This is a genomic window from Stenotrophomonas sp. Steno-Z4, from assembly GCF_056393145.1.
Genome location: NZ_JBWJPC010000009.1, coordinates 88,310 through 104,736 on the forward strand (window position 1 = coordinate 88,310; position 16,427 = coordinate 104,736).

The 16,427-nt window shown below is 67.6% G+C and carries 17 protein-coding genes; 7 read left to right on the forward strand and 10 right to left on the reverse strand.

All coding sequences use genetic code 11. The annotated features are described in order from the left end of the window. Positions 1–522: 522 nt before the first annotated feature. The 4 genes from pstS to AC06E7_RS18075 all read right to left on the reverse strand — a co-directional run bounded on the left by pstS (position 523) and on the right by AC06E7_RS18075 (position 4,232). Complete coding sequence (gene pstS, locus AC06E7_RS18060; protein ID WP_068850591.1) at positions 523–1,542, reverse strand: phosphate ABC transporter substrate-binding protein PstS; 1,020 nt, start codon at positions 1,540–1,542, stop codon at positions 523–525. 293 nt (positions 1,543–1,835) lie between these two features. Further along, positions 1,836–3,047 carry an OprO/OprP family phosphate-selective porin gene (locus AC06E7_RS18065; protein WP_068850595.1) on the reverse strand — a complete coding sequence of 404 codons (1,212 nt, stop codon included), beginning with the start codon at positions 3,045–3,047 and terminating at the stop codon, positions 1,836–1,838. Between the two features lie 181 nt (positions 3,048–3,228). After that, a complete protein-coding gene (gene nth, locus AC06E7_RS18070) occupies positions 3,229–3,903 on the reverse strand; it encodes an endonuclease III (protein WP_426805488.1) in 675 nt (224 codons plus the stop codon). Then, positions 3,903–4,232: a hypothetical protein gene (locus AC06E7_RS18075; RefSeq protein WP_478065527.1), complete on the reverse strand. Its 330-nt coding sequence runs from the start codon at positions 4,230–4,232 to the stop codon at positions 3,903–3,905. The genes nth and AC06E7_RS18075 overlap by 1 nt, the downstream gene beginning before the upstream one ends. 278 nt (positions 4,233–4,510) lie before the next feature. Between AC06E7_RS18075 and AC06E7_RS18080 the strand changes: the two genes are divergently transcribed. The 3 genes from AC06E7_RS18080 to AC06E7_RS18090 all read left to right on the forward strand — a co-directional run bounded on the left by AC06E7_RS18080 (position 4,511) and on the right by AC06E7_RS18090 (position 7,061). Continuing rightward, positions 4,511–5,212 (forward strand): FKBP-type peptidyl-prolyl cis-trans isomerase N-terminal domain-containing protein, encoded by a 702-nt coding sequence (locus tag AC06E7_RS18080; RefSeq protein ID WP_068850599.1) that lies wholly within the window; start codon positions 4,511–4,513, stop codon positions 5,210–5,212. A 161-nt stretch (positions 5,213–5,373) separates the two neighbouring features. Further along, complete coding sequence (locus tag AC06E7_RS18085; protein ID WP_093533909.1) at positions 5,374–6,156, forward strand: CoA pyrophosphatase; 783 nt, start codon at positions 5,374–5,376, stop codon at positions 6,154–6,156. Beyond that, a complete protein-coding gene (locus tag AC06E7_RS18090; RefSeq protein WP_478065514.1) occupies positions 6,156–7,061 on the forward strand; it encodes a sulfurtransferase in 906 nt (301 codons plus the stop codon). Before AC06E7_RS18085 ends, AC06E7_RS18090 begins: the two co-directional genes overlap by 1 nt. Positions 7,062–7,172: 111 nt before the next feature. On the opposite strand, the gene AC06E7_RS18095 is transcribed toward AC06E7_RS18090, so the two are convergent. Beyond that, positions 7,173–7,742, reverse strand: coding sequence for an N-acetylmuramoyl-L-alanine amidase (locus tag AC06E7_RS18095; RefSeq protein WP_478065516.1), 570 nt, complete (start codon positions 7,740–7,742; stop codon positions 7,173–7,175). A gap of 57 nt (positions 7,743–7,799) precedes the next feature. Here AC06E7_RS18095 and AC06E7_RS18100 point away from each other — a divergent pair, with 57 nt between their 5' ends. Then, positions 7,800–8,330, forward strand: coding sequence for an alpha/beta hydrolase (locus AC06E7_RS18100; RefSeq protein ID WP_184124231.1), 531 nt, complete (start codon positions 7,800–7,802; stop codon positions 8,328–8,330). A 173-nt stretch (positions 8,331–8,503) separates the two neighbouring features. Beyond that, complete coding sequence (rlmKL, locus tag AC06E7_RS18105; protein ID WP_478065518.1) at positions 8,504–10,648, forward strand: bifunctional 23S rRNA (guanine(2069)-N(7))-methyltransferase RlmK/23S rRNA (guanine(2445)-N(2))-methyltransferase RlmL; 2,145 nt, start codon at positions 8,504–8,506, stop codon at positions 10,646–10,648. Between the two features lie 75 nt (positions 10,649–10,723). On the opposite strand, the gene AC06E7_RS18110 is transcribed toward rlmKL, so the two are convergent. From AC06E7_RS18110 to AC06E7_RS18120, 3 genes are read right to left on the reverse strand one after another with little or no spacing between them, the layout of a single operon-like run. Next, positions 10,724–11,053, reverse strand: coding sequence for a DUF3325 domain-containing protein (locus AC06E7_RS18110; protein WP_184124227.1), 330 nt, complete (start codon positions 11,051–11,053; stop codon positions 10,724–10,726). Continuing rightward, on the reverse strand, positions 11,050–12,684 hold the full coding sequence (locus AC06E7_RS18115) for a PepSY-associated TM helix domain-containing protein (RefSeq protein WP_478065520.1): 1,635 nt from the start codon (positions 12,682–12,684) through the stop codon (positions 11,050–11,052). The genes AC06E7_RS18110 and AC06E7_RS18115 overlap by 4 nt, the downstream gene beginning before the upstream one ends. Continuing rightward, on the reverse strand, positions 12,681–13,004 hold the full coding sequence (locus tag AC06E7_RS18120; RefSeq protein ID WP_414715899.1) for a DUF3649 domain-containing protein: 324 nt from the start codon (positions 13,002–13,004) through the stop codon (positions 12,681–12,683). Before AC06E7_RS18120 ends, AC06E7_RS18115 begins: the two co-directional genes overlap by 4 nt. Before the next feature lie 73 nt (positions 13,005–13,077). On the opposite strand from AC06E7_RS18120, the gene AC06E7_RS18125 reads away from it, so the two are divergent. Both AC06E7_RS18125 and AC06E7_RS18130 read left to right on the forward strand, forming a co-directional pair. Then, the gene (locus AC06E7_RS18125) at positions 13,078–13,287 is read left to right on the forward strand and encodes a hypothetical protein (RefSeq protein ID WP_478065521.1); all 210 of its coding nucleotides are present in this window, start codon (positions 13,078–13,080) and stop codon (positions 13,285–13,287) included. Then, complete coding sequence (locus AC06E7_RS18130; protein WP_478065522.1) at positions 13,284–14,513, forward strand: aminotransferase class V-fold PLP-dependent enzyme; 1,230 nt, start codon at positions 13,284–13,286, stop codon at positions 14,511–14,513. The genes AC06E7_RS18125 and AC06E7_RS18130 overlap by 4 nt, the downstream gene beginning before the upstream one ends. A 24-nt stretch (positions 14,514–14,537) precedes the next feature. Here the strand turns inward: AC06E7_RS18130 and AC06E7_RS18135 are convergent, their stop codons facing one another. After that, positions 14,538–14,936, reverse strand: a complete 399-nt coding sequence (locus tag AC06E7_RS18135) for a DUF4124 domain-containing protein (RefSeq protein WP_478065523.1) — start codon at positions 14,934–14,936, stop codon at positions 14,538–14,540. A gap of 142 nt (positions 14,937–15,078) precedes the next feature. Continuing rightward, entirely contained in the window at positions 15,079–16,371 is a 1,293-nt protein-coding gene (locus AC06E7_RS18140) for a DUF445 domain-containing protein (protein WP_217537362.1), read from the reverse strand. Positions 16,372–16,427: the final 56 nt, after the last annotated feature.

Here is a 16,427-nt window from a genome sequence, read left to right on the forward strand (position 1 = left end):
CTTGCCGGCTGACGCTGCTATGAAATGATGTTTTTGTTACAGCTTGATGACGTCGTGACCGGGGGCACGCTCGAGGCCCGTGGGGCAAGGGCTGGCGGGGGCTACAGCGGGTGCCGGTGGATCGAGCGCCGGGGCGCCACACCCTTTCCGGCGAATGTCCCCCGGCGTCGGCCTGCGGCCGACACCTCCTCCTTTAATTCGCCTCCAAGGGCATGGCGCCCCGGCGCTCGATCCACCGGCGTTGCACCGTGGTGTCCGCTTTTCCCTGCCAACCGCAAGCCGAGCCCCGTCGCGGCCGGTAGGTCCCTGGCAAATTAAAGGAGGAGGGGCCGGCCGCAGGCCGACGCCGGGGGACATTTGCACAGGGGCCTACCGGTCGCGGCGGGGCCCTCAACGCTCGCGGCAGATTAAAAAAAAAAGCGCGGACCTTTCGATCCGCGCCGGTGGTGCCGCCAGGGGGAGAGAGAGCCTGGCGACACCGTTGCCTGGTAGGTCACGACCTTTGGCCGTGACCCCCTAAAATCAATATTTCAGGTTCTGCGACCAGTAGGTCTCGATCTGCTTGACCAGGGCGTCCGGCAGCGGCACGTAGTCCAGCTGCTTGGCCTGGGCATCGCCGCTCTTGTAGATCCAGCGGAAGAACTCCTGGGTCGCCTTGGCGCTGTTGACGTTCTTGGGTTGCTTGCGGACCAGGATGAAGTTGGTGGCGGTGATCGGCCACGCTTCGGCGCCCGGGGCGTTGGTCATGACCAGGTAGAAGTCCTTGGCGTTGGCCCAGTCGGCGCTGGCGGCAGCGGCGGCGAACGACTCGTCGCTCGGCAGCACGACCTTGCCCGACGCGTTCTTCATCGCGGCGTAAGACATCTTGTTCTGCAGCGCGTAGGACAGTTCGACGTAGCCGATGCCACCCTTGATCTGCTTCACGTACGCGGCAACGCCTTCATTGCCCTTGCCGCCGATGCCGACCGGCCACTGGACCGAGGTGCCTTCGCCGACCTTGGACTTCCACTCCGGGTTGACCTTGGAGAGGTAGTTGACGAAGTTGAAGGTGGTGCCCGAACCGTCCGAGCGGTGCACGACGGTGATCTTGCCGTCGGGCAGCTTCACGCCCGGGTTGAGGGCGGCGATGGCCGGGTCGTTCCAGGTCTTGACCTTGCCCAGGAAGATGTTGGCCAGGGTCACGCCATCGAGCTTCAGCGCACCCGGGGCGATGCCGGCCACGTTGATCACCGGCACCACGCCGCCGATTACCGACGGGAACTGGGCCAGGCCGGCCGCGGCCAGATCTTCCGGCTTCAACGGGGCATCGGACGAACCGAAGTCCACCGTGGCCGCCTTGATCTGGGCGATACCACCACCCGAGCCGATGGACTGGTAGTTGACCTTCTTGCCAGTCGCGGTGCTGTAGTCGGCCGACCACTTGGACATGACCGGATAGATGAACGATGCGCCCGCGCCGGTCACATCGGCGGCATTGGCGGCGAACACGGAGGACGCGGCGAGGACGGCAACAGCGGCGCGCGACTTGAAGGCGTGGATCACGGGGTGGCTCCTGGGATGGATGGTGGTGCGGGGTTTCCCGCCCGGTGCCTATTGCATAACGGTTCCGTGACAGCGCAGCGACTGTCATATGACGCAACCGTGACACCGTTGGTCGGCAGTTCCAGCCACGCAGGGCGTGGCTCTACGCGCTCACGTGCGATGGCGGTGTGCGGCGTAGGGTCGGTCGCCAGACGACTGCAGTGAACGGCTCAACGTCCGGTAACGCATGGAACCGGAACGAAAAAGGGGCGCAGCCCAAGCTGCGCCCCTCCATCACACAATTACATCAGGACTTACCAGAAGAACTGCAGGCGCGCTTCCAGGATGTTCGGGTCGTCGTTGACGAAGGTGCGCGTGGCCGAGCTGTACTTCTTGCTGTCCACCATCACGTAGTTGAGGGCGAACTTGGTGTTGGAGCGCCAGTAGTAGTTCACGCCGACGGTCCAGATATCCATCTTGCCGCCCAGCACGCCGTCCACGATCGGCGGACGACCGGCAACCGGGTTGGCGTTCAGATGGCCATCATCCAGGTTCATCGAATCATAGCGCGCGCCCAGCTGCCACATGCCACGGCCCGGTTCGTCCGGCAGGCCGGTGGTCGGCACGCCGCTCTTGTAACCCCAGGTCTCGCCGGTGATGTTCCACAGCCCGCTGACATAGAAGCCGTCGCTGGTGTAGTTGTCGCGCGTCATGCGCTTGGCTTCGCTGGTGTAGTACTCGGCCTGGGCCTTGAACGGGCCGCCGATGTACATGGCTTCGGCACCGATGGTCTTGACCCGGTCGGTGTCGGTCATGTTGCCGCTGTCGACCAGGCGTGCGGTGGCCAGGTCGGCGTTCGGACGGGCGCGCACGCGCAGGGTGTCCGCGTCGGTGTCGTAGTCGACATAGCTCAGGCCGAAGTGCAGGACCTGTCCCTTGTCGTTGATTGGCGCCCAGGTGCCACGTGCGCCATAGCCGCTGCCGTGGGCCAGGTTGCGGGTCAGCTCACGGCCGAAGGCGCTGGCGGTGACCGACCAGTTGTTGTCGCCGAAGCTGTAGGCGCCACCGAGGCGGCGGGCCACGGCGTAGGTGTTGGTGACCGCAGCCTTGGAGATGAAGTCGTTGTTCTTGGTGCTGGACAGCTCTTCCAGGCTGTTGGGCTGCTTGAACTGGCCCAGCTGCACGAAGTGGTTGGCGTTGCCGGCCAGCTTGTACTTGACGTTGGTGTCCAGGAACTTGTCGGCCTTGGCGTCGTAGCCGACCACCCATTCCACGTTGCCCGGGCCCTTGCCCTTCAGCACCAGCTCGGCGCGACGCAGTTCGAATTCGCTGTCCTTGCCGTTGGCGGCATCGCCACCGTTGAGATCGGTCACATCGTTGTCGAACCAGTTGCCGTCGGCCTGGACCAGGCCTTCGAAGGTGATCTCCGAGCCGCCGATCACGTCGATGGCCACTTCAGCGTGGGCGGCCGGCACGAACAGCGCAGCAGCCACGGCCGCAGTGAGGAGTTGGCGATGCAGTTTCATGGAAAGGAGCCTTGCAGGCAGGTGGGAAGATGCTGCGCAGGCTAATAAGTGAAGATTGCGTAAATATGACAGTTTCAGACAAAGCAGCCCCAGGCCCGGGCACGGCGGCTGCTGGGGTTGCTCAAACTGCCCGAATCAGATGACTGCCCGGTTGCGCCCAGATGGCAGTCGCCGCCGTCGCTCAGGCGGCGGTTTTCTGCTTGAAGCGGCACAGGTCACGGATCACGCACTGCGGGCAGTCCGGTCTGCGCGCCTTGCACACATAGCGGCCATGCAGGATCAGCCAGTGGTGGGCGTCGAGCAGGAACTCGGCCGGAATCACCTTGACCAGCAGGTCTTCCACTGCGCGAACGTCCTTGCCGGGGGCCAGCCCGGTGCGGTTGGCCACCCGGAAGATGTGCGTATCCACCGCCATCACCGGTTCGCCGAACGCAGTGTTGAGCACCACGTTGGCGGTCTTGCGCCCGACCCCGGGCAGGGCTTCCAGCGCGGCGCGGTCACGCGGCACGTCACCGCCATGCTGGTCGATCAACAGGCGGCAAGTGGCGATGACATTCTTCGCCTTGGCGTTGAACAGGCCGATCGTGGCGATGTACTTCTTCAGTCCGTCCTCGCCCAGCGCCAGGATCGCCTGCGGCGTGTTGGCCACCGGGAACAGTTTGCGCGTGGCCTTGTTGACGCCCACATCGGTGGCCTGCGCGGAAAGCGCCACGGCGACCAGCAGTTCGAACGGTGAGCTGTACTCCAGTTCGGTCTTCGGATGCGGATTGAGTTCGCGCAGGCGGGTGAACATTTCAACGACGTCGGCCTTGGGCATGCGCGCACTGCGCGGAGCGGCCTTTGCAACAGGGGTCATCAGGAAGGCTTTCCAGCAGCCCTGGCTTTGGCGCGCGCAAGAATCGCGGCAGCCGCAGGCGGCAGGGCGGGCTTCAGATCGGGAGTGGGGGCCGGCGGCGCGCGTCGCGCATCGCGTTCGGCCGCGCGGCGCGCAAGCCGCTGCGCGCGCTGGCGGTAACGGTCACGCGCCGCCCAGGCGCGCTGCAGCTGCTGCTGGGCCTGCAGCAGGCGGGCGGGCAGGTCCGGGTGGCCGGGCAGCAGGGCGTCGTCGCCAGGGCCGGGCACGTAGTCCATCAGGCCGGCGTCCAGCGCGGCATCCAAGCCATCCGCCAGCACCAGCTGCAGCAGGCGCGCCGGCGCCGGCCCGGCGGCGTCACCTCCCTGAACCGTGGGGCGGTTGACCCCGGGCGCTGGGGTGGCACCATCGTCGGCAACGGACAGGGGCGCGTCGGCCACGGCAGAAACTCCTGGTAAAACGTTAAAAAAAAGTGATTTTGAACTCTGGAAACGAAAGCAGGTCATAGCCTTCGTCGTTAGTGGCGGTTCAACGTTGCGGCGGCTATCCTAACCCGTCGCCTCAGGGCGGCCCAATGCGTCCTGAGTTACCACCCCTGGAGAAACGTTTGATGAAGTTGCGTTCTATCGCGGTCGCCGTCGCGGCCCTGGCCCTGACGGGCAATGCCTTCGCCCAGGACACTTCGTCCGAAAAGGGCAAGCTGAGCTATTACTTCGGTTACGACTACGGCAACAACCTGGCTGAGCTCACCGGTCGCGGCGAACAGCTGGACATCAATTCGGTGGTGAAGGGCCTGCAGGATGCCTACGCCAAGAAGCAGCCGGCAATCACCGCCGACCAGCTGAAGCCGGCCGTCGAAGCCTTCCAGAAGCGTGAGCAGGGTCGTGCCGCTGCCGCCAAGGCCGAGTACGAAAAGGCTGCCGCCGAAAACAAGACCAAGAGCACTGCCTTCCTGACCGCCAACAAGGCCAAGGCCGGCGTGCAGGCGCTGCCGAGCGGCGTGCAGTACCGCGTGATCGAAGCCGGCAAGGGCGCCAAGCCGACCCAGGCCAGCACCGTGCAGCTGGAAGTGGCCGGCCCGTACCCGTTCGGCACCCGTCCGACCGAAGCCCGCCCGGCGCAGCAGATCCCGTCGATCAAGGTCAGCGAAGTCGAAATGAAGGCCATGCGCGAAGTACTGCTGCAGATGCCGGCCGGTTCGAAGTGGGAAGTCACCCTGCCGCCGGAACAGGCCTACGGTGCCGACCCGCGTACCCCGTTCCCGCCGAACGTCGCCGTGCAGTTTGAAATCAAGCTGGTCAGCGTCAAATAAGAACGGCTGAAAACAACAAAACGCGTCGATGGCAACATCGGCGCGTTTTTTGTTTTCAACACACTCGCAGCGCCGACCGTTGGTCTGCTCTCGCAGTGTTGGAACCGCGCCATTCGCGTTACTGTTGCCCGGTGCACTTTCCGGAAACCCCCGCCCATGCCATGCCGAGCCCCTGCATCGGAACCTGCGCGCTTGATCGCGCCGGCCTGTGCGGCGGCTGCCTGCGCAACGTGGATGAAATCACCCGCTGGTCGACGATGACCCGACACGAACAAGAACATGTGATGCGGCAGGTGCTGCCGCTGCGTGAGCAGCTGCGGCAGTCGCTGGGTGGCTCACTGGCCGACCACGAGCGCCTGTTGCGCGCGCTGCACCCGCTCGATGCACCCCCCGGTGGCGATGGCTGGAACCGCAGTGAACTGGCCGACCTGCTGCCGCCCGGCCCGCCAGTGGAAGCCGCGGTGCTGGCCGGGATCATTCCGCGTGCCAGCGGCGCGCAGGTGCTGCTGACCCGGCGCACCGATACGCTGCGCCAGCATGGCGGCCAGGTCGGCTTCCCGGGCGGCCGCCAGGAGCCGGACGACCGCGACGCGGTGGCCGCCGCGATCCGCGAAAGCAACGAAGAAATCGCGCTGCCGCACGACCAGGTGCAGGTGCTGGGCTACCTGGATCCGTTCGTGACCATTACCGGGTACCGGGTGATGCCGGTGGTGGCGGTGATCGACCCGGGCTTCGTGGCGGTGCCGCAGCCGGATGAAGTGGCCGAAGTGTTCGAAGTGCCGTTCGATTACCTGATGGACCCGGCCAACCTGCACCAGGTCGAGATCGACCACCGCGGCCGCATTCGCCACGTGCTGGAATACGGCTGGCCGGGCCAGCGCATCTGGGGCGCCACCGCCGCCATCCTCTACAACCTGCGTCGCCGCCTGGAGCAACTGGAATGATGACCGCGAACCCGACCCCGTGGACCACTCTTGTCGATGTGGCGACGCTGTCCAGCGCGCTTTCGCAGGGGGATACGCGCCTGCTGGATGCGCGCGCCACCGCCAGTACGGCGCCGCGCGTGCTGGATGCGCGTTTTTCGCTGGCTGATCCGCAGTCCGGCGCGCGCGATTACGCCGCCGGGCATCTGCCCGGCGCCCTGCGCGCAGACGTCAACCGCGACCTGGCGGACATGAGCGTGGTCGGCCACGGCCGCCACCCGTTGCCGGACAGCGATGCGTTCGCCGCCACGCTGGGGCGGTGGGGAATCGGTCCGGATACCCAGGTCGTGGTCTACGACGGCGGCGACGGCAGCATGGCGGCGGCGCGCGCGTGGTGGCTGCTGCGCTTGATCGGACACACACAGGTGGCGGTGCTCGATGGCGGCCTTGCGGCGTGGCAGGCGGCCGGTCTGCCGTTGACCACGGACGTGCCCGAGGTGCTGCCGTTGCCGGCCTATCCGGGGCGTTTCGATACCCGCCAGGTGGCCTCGGTGGACGAGATCGCCGCGCGCTTGAAGCATGCGCCGGGCTGGCTGCTGGATGCGCGTGCCGGTGAACGGTTCCGGGGTGAGGTGGAGCCGCTGGATCCAGTGGCGGGGCATGTGCCCGGGGCGGTGAACCGCCCGTTCGCGTTGAATGTGGCCGACGGCCGCCTGCGGCCCGCAGCCGAATTGCAGGCCGCGCTGCGGCCGCTGATCGGGACGCATGATCCGCAGCAGGTGGTGTTGATGTGCGGGTCGGGCGTGACCGCCTGCCATCTGCTGTTGGCGATGGAAGTGGCCGGGCTGCACGGCGCGCGGGTCTATGCCGATTCGTGGAGCGGGTGGGTCAGCGATTCAAGCCGACCGGTCGCGACCGGCGCGTAGTCGCCGTCACCAAGGCGTCAACGAATGGCGCAGGCAGAGCGGACTGTCAGTCCGCTGCTCTTCGCGTCGACCGCAGGCTGCACGCCAACGGCAGCGGACTGACAGTCCGCTCTACCCCCCCAGCGGACTCAGCGTCACCGCCGCCAGCACCCGCGGCCACGGGAACAACGGGCCCGGGTCGCGCTTGCGCAGCACGCGCCGGTCCGGGTCGTCGCTGGCTACTTCTTCCCGGGTGTCCAGCGCCTCGTGCCCGGCGATGTGGTGCAGGGCGGGCAGGGTGTCGCACAGATGCTGCAACAGGTCGATCAAGGCCGCGATCTGGGCCTCCGGATAGGGTTCGTCCATCGCCTGGTGGCGTGAATCCAGCCAGTGCGGGTAGCGGCCGGTGTTGACCAGCTCGATGCCGACCGAACGCGGGTTGTACCCGCTGACGTGGTGAGCCACGCGCTCGACCGGGACGTACTGGACGATGCTGCCGTCGCGGTCGATGTAGAAGTGCCCGCTGTTGCCGCTGCCGCTGTCGTACAGCACGCGCTCGCCGTAGCTGCGCGCCATGGCCAGGTCGGGCAGTTCGGTGCAGTGGATCACCACCAGATCGATGTCATCCGGCGCGCGCTCGCCCAGCTGCGCCACGTAGGGCAGCGGCTGCGAATCAATGCGGGGCGGGGCGCGGTCGGGCATGCGCCGATGCTAGCATTCAGGCATGAGCGCTTACATCGATTTCCACGCGGTGGCTGCATGAGCCGCGGCCACTGCATTCTTTCCCACGGCTTCGAAAGCGGCCCGGACGCCACCAAGGTAACCGCCCTGGCCGAAGTGGCCGAGCGGCTGGGATGGACCCACGAACGGCCCGATTACACCGACCTGGATGCCCTGCGTGAGGTAAGCAGTGTGGGGGATGTCCGTGCCCGCCTGCAGCGCCTGGTCGAGCGCGCCAGCGCCGCCGCCGCGCAAGGCCCGGTCGTGCTGGCGGGTTCCTCGCTGGGCGCCTACATCTCGGCCATCGCCTCGCTGCAGGTCCCGACCCGGGGTCTGTTCCTCATGGTGCCGCCGACCCGGATGGGGCCGATGCCGGCGCTGGATGCCGCCCGCGTGCCCACCAGCGTGGTCCACGCCTGGCACGATGAGCTGATCCCGGCCGCCGATGTGATCGCCTGGGCCCAGGCCCGGTCAGCCCGTCTGCTGCTGGTGGACGACGGCCACCGCCTGAACAACCACGTGGACGCCTCCGCGCAGGCCTTCGAGGCCCTGCTCGCCACCCTCCGGTAGAGCGGGGCTCTGACCCGCTGCATTCCGGTAGCGGTTCGGCCAGCCAGGCAGAGCCCGGCGCTACGCGGCCGCGTGCGGCCCGGTCACGTACAATGGACGGTCCGGCGCCTGCGCCCGGGCCGCCCGCGGTGCCCGTGGGCACCCCCTTCCTGCTGACCTGCGATACCGATCCCGTGAAATTCTTTGTTTCCTGCGCCAAGGGCCTGGAGTACCTGCTCGCCGACGAACTGCTGGCGCTGGGCCTGCCCAGGGCCACTGCCACCATTTCCGGCGTCAATGCCGAGGGCGAGCTGCCGCAGGCACTGAAGGTCGTGTTGTGGTCGCGCCTGGCCAGCCGGGTGCTGTGGCCGCTGGCCGAGTTCGACTGCCCGGACGAGGGATCGCTGTACCAGGGCGTCTCCTCGATGCCGTGGGAGCAGCACATCAGCCCCGAGCTGACCCTGTCGGTGGACGCCCATGTGTCGGGGACCGAAATCACCCACGCGCGCTTCGCCGCGCAGCGGGTCAAGGACGGCGTGGTAGACAGCCTGCGCGCGCAGGGCCTGGAACGACCGTCGGTGAACACCGAGTTCCCGGACGTGCGCATCAATCTGTCGCTGCGCAAGGGCCGCGCCTCGATCTCGATCGACCTCGGCGGCGGCCCGATGCACCGGCGCGGCTGGCGCATGGCGCAGAACGAGGCCCCGCTGAAGGAAAATCTGGCGGCCGCCGTGCTGATGCGCGCCAACTGGCCGAAGATCCATGCCGAGGGCGGCGGCCTGCTGGATCCGATGTGCGGCAGCGGCACGTTGCTGATCGAAGGCGCGCTGATGGCTGCCGACGTGGCCCCGGGCCTGCAGCGGCATGGCAGCATTCCGCCGAGCCGCTGGCTGGGCTTCGACCGCGAGGCCTGGAACGCCCTGATGGCCGATGCGCGCACCCGCGAGCAGGCCGGGCGCGCCGCGCTCAAGCAGGTCATCCACGGCAGCGACATCGACCCGCATGCGATCCGCGCGGCCAAGGAAAACGCGGAGACCGCCGGTGTCGCCGAGGCGATCTGGTTCGGCGTGCGCGACGTGGCCGACGTGCAGGTTCCGCCGCAGGAAACCGGCTGTGTGGTGTGCAACCCGCCGTATGACGAACGCCTGGCTGCCGACGCGGTGCTGTACCGCCGCCTGGGCGACGCGCTCAAGCGCGCCGTGCCGCAGTGGCGGGCCAGCCTGTTGTGCGGCAGCGCCGAACTTGCGTTCGCCACCGGGCTGCGCGCGAACAAGAAGTACCAGCTGTTCAACGGCGCCATCGAGTGCGCGTTGATCGTATGCGATCCCATCGCCGTACCGCAGCGCGAGAACGCGGGCCAGCCGCGCGAGCTCAGCGAAGGCGCGCAGATGGTGGCCAACCGGCTGCGCAAGAACATCCGCAGGTTCAAGACCTGGAAGGCGCGCGAGCAGGTCACCTGCTACCGCGTGTATGACGCCGACCTGCCCGAGTACGCCGCCGCGATCGACGTGTACGAAGAAGACGGTGGCGCTGGCCGCACCTTCCTGCACGTGCAGGAATACGCCGCGCCGGCCACCATCCCGGACGTGGACGTGCGCCGCCGCCGCAACGAGCTGCTCTCGGCCGCGCGCGAGGTATTCCAGGTGCCGGCCGAGCAGGTGGCGCTGAAGTCGCGCGAGCGCGGCAAGGGCGGCAGCAAGTATGGCCGCTTCGAACAGCGCGGCGAATTCGTGTTCGTGCGCGAAAACGATGCGCTGCTGCGCGTGAACCTGTTCGATTACCTGGACACCGGCCTGTTCCTGGACCACCGCCCGCTGCGCTGGCACATGGCCAAGGAAGCGCAGGGCAAGCGCTTCCTCAACCTGTTCTGCTACACCGGCGTCGCCAGCGTGCAGGCAGCGGTGGCCGGTGCGGCCTCCACCACCAGCGTGGACCTGTCCGGTACCTACCTGCAGTGGTGCGCCGACAACCTGGCCCTGAACGGCAAGGGCGGCAGCCAGCACCAGCTGATCCAGGCCGATGCACTGGCCTGGCTGGAAGCCGAGCGGCATCGGTTCGATGTGATCTTCTGCGATCCGCCGACCTTCTCCAACTCCGCCCGCGCCGAGGATTTCGACGTGCAGCGCGAGCATGTGCGGCTGCTGCGTGCGGCCGTGGCGCGGTTGAGCCCGGAAGGCGTGCTGTACTTCTCGAACAACTTCCGCCGCTTCAAGCTGGACGAGGAAGCGATCAAGGAATTCGCCGAGTGCCGCGAGATCTCGGCCGACACCATCGGCGACGATTTCGAGCGCAACCCGCGCATCCACCGCGCGTGGGAGTTGAGGCGTTACGGGGCGTGATGTAGAGCCGACTGTTAGTCGGTTTGCACTTGAGTTCCCGTTGCCACCGGAAGAGCAGCCGACTGACAGTCGGCTCTACAGCGCGGCGGCGCCCAGGCCCAGCACCGGCAACGCCCAGGCCAGCGGCGCGATCCAGCGCGGTCGCCAGGGATACAGGCCGAAGGCGATCAGCAGGCCGCTGACCGTCATCGCGCCCAGCCACAGCACCGGGCCGGCGGCCCAGCCGTGGTCGGCCACGCAGATGCCGAACGCGGTCGCCAGCAATGCCCAACCCAGCCAACGCCACAGCCGCATGCGCGCGGGGCCGGCGTGCGCCTTGCCGTGCAGGTCGAGCTGGTGCTTTTCCATCGCCAGCGACAGTGCGGTGAACGCAGAAAAGTTCAATGTGAGCGCCAGCAGCATCATGCGCTGGCCTCGGCGGTATTCGCGGTGGCGGCAAGTGCTGCGGCCTGGCGCCGCTTCTTCTCGGCCGCGCTCAGCGCAGGCTGCCAACGCTGCATGCGCAGGCCGCAGTACGCCAGCATCGCGCCGAAGGCGAGCATCACCAGGTCGAACCCGGCCACCGCCCAGTCGCCGGTTCGCAGCGTTACGCCCAGATGTGCATCGGTGGTGAGCACATTGATCACCGGGATCAGGGCGAACAAGGCCGCGCCCAGGTACAGCTGCCAGGCCCACATCAACCGCTTGGGCCAGAGGAAGGCCGCCAGCAGGGCGGCGCCCCAGGCATAGAAGAACACGCTGGCTTCTGCGTCGGCGCGTTCCGCCATTTCCAGCGGCAGCAACCGGTTACCCCAGAAGTACGCGGCAAACGCGATCGGCAGGCCGGCCACGGCGCCGATGTTGAGCGCATCCACCAGCCGCAGGCCGAAGCCGATCCTGCCGGCCTTGGCGTGCTTGGGGCGCTCCTTGACCGCCCACAGCACTACGCCGCTGGCCACCATCAGGCAACCCACCAGGCCGGACAGGAAGAACAGGGCGCGCAGGCCCCAGTCCGCGAAGCGGGCCAGGTGCAGGCCGTACATCACGCCACGGGTGTGGGTGGCGCCGCCGGGCACCGGGCTGGTCTCGATCAACGCGCCGCTGACCGCGTGGTAGCGCAGCGATGGTGTGTCGATCGACAGCCGCTTGCCATCGCGCTGGTAGATGTCGATCACCGCATTGGCCGCGCCCGGGTGGAACACCGTGAAGCCGCTGACCTGCGCGCCCTTCCATTCGGCACGCGCGCTGTCGAGCAGCTGCTGGATCGGCAGCGGCGCCGCGCTGCCTTCAGCGGCGTCGGCCGGATCGGCCAGGCGCGCGAAGGCCTCGCTGAAGAACGCGTCCTCATCCTTGGGATAAGCCACGCTTACGCCCTGCGGCAGGTACATGAACATCAGCGTGACTATGCCGGTGTAGGTGATCATCGCATGGTAGGGCAGGGCCATCACCGCGCTGACGTTGTGGAAGTCCAGCCACGAACGCAGGCCCTTCTCCGGCCGGAAGGTGAAGAAGTCCTTGAAGATCTTCTTGTGGGTGATCACCCCGGTAATAATCGCCACCAGCATGAACATCGCGCAGAAACCCACCAGGTAGCGCGCCCACAGCACCGGGATATAGTGCAGGTCGAAATGCAGGCGGTAGAAGAAATCGCCGCCCCGGGTTTCGCGCGCGGCCACTTCCTCGCCGCTGGCCGGGTCCACCGTGGCATCGCCGAAGCGGCCACCGCCGCGGCGGCGCTTTTCACCTTCGGCCGGTGGCTTCACCATCGATTCGGGGTTGCGCCAGAACATGCGCATGGCCGGGTTGCGCGGATCGGGCAGGGTCACGTTCCAGCTTTCGGCCTGCGGCGCCTTGTGCTGCAGGAAGGTCACCGCGCGCTCGGCGGCGACCTCGGTGGAGACGCTGCTGCGCGGCAGCTCCGGGCGCATCCAGCGGCTGATTTCTTCGCGGTAGTAGCTGGCAGTGCCGGCCATGAAGATGAGCAGCAACAGCCAGCCCACCAGCAGCCCGGTCCAGGTGTGCAGCCAGGCCATGGACTGGCGGAATCCATTCTTCATGCACGTGCACCCAGTGCGAGGGTGCCCAGCCAGAACAACGCGGTGGGCGCGGCGATGCCGATCCAGGCGCGCAGTGCGGTCCGGGTGGCGAATGCCCACAGCGCGGCGCAGGCGCACAGCACGATCGCCACCAGCATGCCGGTCAGCACCGCTTGCGCGCGGGCGATGGGCAGGGCCACGGCGAAGAACATCGCGCAGGTGGCGGCCAGCGCGTAGCCGCCGAAGATCGCGGCCAACGAACGCGACAGCACTCCCAGCCAGGGGCGGTCGAAGAAACCGCCGAAGCGGTTGAACCAGCTGGCATCAGGCGTGCTGTCCACGGGAACCTGCAATGTCGGGTTGAACAACGAACGTCACCGGCCGGGGCCGGTGACAGGGGGAGGGTGGCCATCCGTGGCCAAGCCGCCGCACAGGGCGGGGGTATCCCTGGAGAACGGTCTTGCCTCTGTCGCGCACCGCAACGCCACCATCGGCGGCGCGCAGGACGGCATCGAGCAAGCACCCAGTGCGCTAATGATAGTCATTATCATTCGCTTCGGCAAGATTGACAGGCGCTTTGCGCCACCCGTTCTTCGCGCGGCGGCTGCAATACTGGCCGCATGACCGACGCAGACCTGCACGCTCTCGACGCCTTGCCCGATCCCGCCGGGCGCGACCCTGACAGGCTGGCAGCCGATGAGGACTGGTGGTCCCAGGTAGCGGCGCTGTACGACCTCACCGACGAGGTGGTCATGCTCGACAACGGCTACTGGGGCGCGATGGCGCGGCCCGTGTTGCAGTCGTATCAGCGCGCCACCGCACGCGTGAACCGTGAGAATGCCTGGTTCGGGCGGCGGGAGTTCCCGGCGTTGTTGGAACACGCGCGTGCAACGCTGGCCGAAGCGCTCGGCGTGGGCCCGGATGAGATCGCGCTGACCCGGGGCGCGACGGAAGCGATGCAGGTACTGATTGCCGGCTATCGGCACCTGTCTCCGGGCGATACCGTGCTGTATGCGGACACCGACCACGAAAGCGCGATCGCTGCCGTGCAGTGGCTGCGCGAACGCAGGGGCGTGGACGTACAGCGCATCGTGCTGCCGGAGCCGTTCGACCATGACGGCATCGTGGACACCTACCGCCAGGCGCTGGCGCGCTACCCGCGCACCCGCCTGCTGCTGCTCACCCAGGTCGGCCATCGCAACGGCATGCTGCTGCCGGTGGCGGAGATCAGCGCACTGGCCCGCGCGGCCGGCGCGGACGTGGTGCTGGATGCGGCCCATGGCGTCGGCCAGGTCGACACGCCGCTGCATGCGCTGGGCGCGGATTTCGTCGGCATCAACCTGCACAAGTGGATCGGCGCACCGGTCGGCATGGGTGCGCTCTACGTGCGTCGCGGACGCGTTCAGGCCCTGGATCCCTGCATGGGCGAGGCCGACACCGGCGATATCGACAGCCGCGTCCACACCGGCACGGTCAACTTCGCGGCGGTCATGGCTTTGCCGGCCGCGGTATCGCTGCACCAGCGGATCGGCGTGGCCAACAAGCGCGCGCGCCTGCTGCGCCTGCGCAACCAGTGGCTGGACGCGCTGCGCGACGACGCCCGGATCCAGCTGCTGGCGTCACCGGATCCGCGTCTGTCCAGCGCCATCGCCGCCTTCCGCCTGCGCGGGCAGGTCAGCCTGGAGGCCAACACCGCCACCGCCGAGCGCATGCTGCAACAGTCCGGTGTGTTCGTGGTGGCCCGCGAGGGATTGGCGTCCGGCGCCTGCGTACGCGTGACACCGGGCATCTTTACCGCCCCCGCGCGGATACAGTCGTTGATCGACGCCGTGCGCGCAGTTGCTGGTTAGGCAGGATTTCCTGCCGCTAGATGTTCAGCGCGAACTGCAGGCCTTGGCGATTTCGGCGTCGATCCGCTCCGGTGCGGGGCGTCCGAACATCTCGCTGATCTCGCGTCGGGAACGCAGTTCTTCGCATTGCTCCGGATTGGCCGCGCCGTCGATCACGGTGCCGCGCACCGGGGGCTCTCCACGGCCAGCGTCAGCCTGCATGCGGCGGCGGGCCTGGTGCAGGTCGCGCTGGGCACGGGTGCGCTCTTCCCACGTGAGGTTGGGGTCTTTGACAATCGGGCGGGTCACGCCGGTGTCCTGCTCGGGTGGGCAGGGTACCGTCTGGTAGATGGTCTGGCCGCCGTTCGCGCACTTGTACACGCGCCCGGCGTGGGCATTGCAGGCCAGCGCGCACAGCGCCAGCGTCATGATCGTCCTTCGCATGGTTCCCCCCGTGGGCCACTCCAGCCCTGAATGCGCGGCAGAATACGCGAACCACGTCTCAAAAACACCCGGGCAATCTGTCAACCGGGCCTGCCACAAACACAGGTAGAGCCACGCCCTGCGTGGCTGCGCAGGGCAGGCGCTACCAACGCATCCAAACGGTCAGGGCATGCAGCAACAGCCCTATCAACCCACCCACCAAGGTGCCGTTGAACCGGATGAACTGCAGGTCGCGTCCCACGCTCAGCTCCAGCTGCTCCACCAGATGCCGCTCGTCCCAGCCCTTCACGGTCTGCGCGATATGGCTGGTCACGCCTTCGCGCAGCCGGCTGGTCAGGCGCTCGGCGCCATCCATGAGGTGCTGGTTGAGCGCCTCGCGCAGTGATGGGTCCTCCTGCAGCGCCTGGCCGATCTTGCCCAGGCTGCGCTGCAGGTGGCCGGCCAGCGCAGACGATTCGCTGGACAGATCGGCGCGCAGGCTGGCATGGATGCGCGCCCACAGGCCCTGGACGTACTCCTGCACCGCCGGGTGGTCGATCACCTGCTGCTTGAGCTGGTCGACCTTTTCCGCCAGTGCCGGGTCGTGGCGCAGGCGCTGGATGTAGTCGCCCAGCCACGCCTCGTAATCCTTGCGCAACGGGTGTTCCGGCTCGGCCAGGATCTGCTGCAGTTCGGCCAGCACCGCGTGCGCCATGCGCTCGGCCAGGCTGTCGCCGATTTCATCAATGGGTTTGACCCAGTTCACCGTGCTGGCGAGCTTCGGCCATTCGCGCTGGATGTAGCGCACGATCAGTTCAGATGCGCGCTGCCGCACGGCGTCGTTGTCCATCCACTGGCTGATCCGGGTCAGCCCTTCGTCCAGCACCCGCTGGTGGCGGTTGTCGGCGGTGAGCAGGCCCAGCAGCTCGCCGGCAGTGGCCGCCGCGTTCCACTGCCGCAGCTGCTCGACCACGAACGCCTGGATGCTGCGGCGAACGGCGGTTTCGTCCAGGAAATCCAGCGCCTGCAGGGCCCAGCCCCGCGCCATGTCGGCCAGCAGCCGCGACCGTGCGGGATCAGCCAGCCAGCTGCCGAGCCGGCTGGCGGGGTCGAATACCTGCAGCCGGGCCAGCAGTGCCTGCGGTTCCAGGAACTGGTCGCGCACGAACACCGCCAGGCTGTCGGCAATGCGCTCCTTGCTGCGCGGGATGATCGCCGTGTGCGGGATCGGCAGGCCCAGTGGGTGGCGGAACAGCGCCACCACTGCGAACCAGTCGGCCAGCGCGCCGACCGCAGCGGCTTCGCAGAACGCGGACACCCACGCCCAGATACCGCGTTCACCGTTGAGATGGCTGATGACGAAGCCGGCCAGCATGGCCAGCAGCATCGCCAGGGCAATGGCTTTGAGGCGGCGTAGCTGAGCGCGGCGGGGGTCGACCGAGGGCGTGCTGTTCATGCCGCAAGTGTATCGACCCGGATGCGAACGCCGCCTCGACAAGCATTCTGGAGGGC

Coding starts and splice junctions, on each gene's coding strand:
- AC06E7_RS18065 (WP_068850595.1), bottom strand. CDS start 3,047: ATGAAACTGCATCGCCAACTCCTCACTGCGGCCGTGGCTGCTGCGCTG.
- nth (WP_426805488.1), bottom strand. CDS start 3,903: ATGACCCCTGTTGCAAAGGCCGCTCCGCGCAGTGCGCGCATGCCCAAG.
- AC06E7_RS18080 (WP_068850599.1), top strand. CDS start 4,511: ATGAAGTTGCGTTCTATCGCGGTCGCCGTCGCGGCCCTGGCCCTGACG.
- AC06E7_RS18085 (WP_093533909.1), top strand. CDS start 5,374: ATGCCGAGCCCCTGCATCGGAACCTGCGCGCTTGATCGCGCCGGCCTG.
- AC06E7_RS18090 (WP_478065514.1), top strand. CDS start 6,156: ATGACCGCGAACCCGACCCCGTGGACCACTCTTGTCGATGTGGCGACG.
- AC06E7_RS18095 (WP_478065516.1), bottom strand. CDS start 7,742: ATGCCCGACCGCGCCCCGCCCCGCATTGATTCGCAGCCGCTGCCCTAC.
- AC06E7_RS18100 (WP_184124231.1), top strand. CDS start 7,800: ATGAGCCGCGGCCACTGCATTCTTTCCCACGGCTTCGAAAGCGGCCCG.
- AC06E7_RS18110 (WP_184124227.1), bottom strand. CDS start 11,053: ATGATGCTGCTGGCGCTCACATTGAACTTTTCTGCGTTCACCGCACTG.
- AC06E7_RS18115 (WP_478065520.1), bottom strand. CDS start 12,684: ATGAAGAATGGATTCCGCCAGTCCATGGCCTGGCTGCACACCTGGACC.
- AC06E7_RS18130 (WP_478065522.1), top strand. CDS start 13,284: ATGACCGACGCAGACCTGCACGCTCTCGACGCCTTGCCCGATCCCGCC.
- AC06E7_RS18135 (WP_478065523.1), bottom strand. CDS start 14,936: ATGCGAAGGACGATCATGACGCTGGCGCTGTGCGCGCTGGCCTGCAAT.
- AC06E7_RS18140 (WP_217537362.1), bottom strand. CDS start 16,371: ATGAACAGCACGCCCTCGGTCGACCCCCGCCGCGCTCAGCTACGCCGC.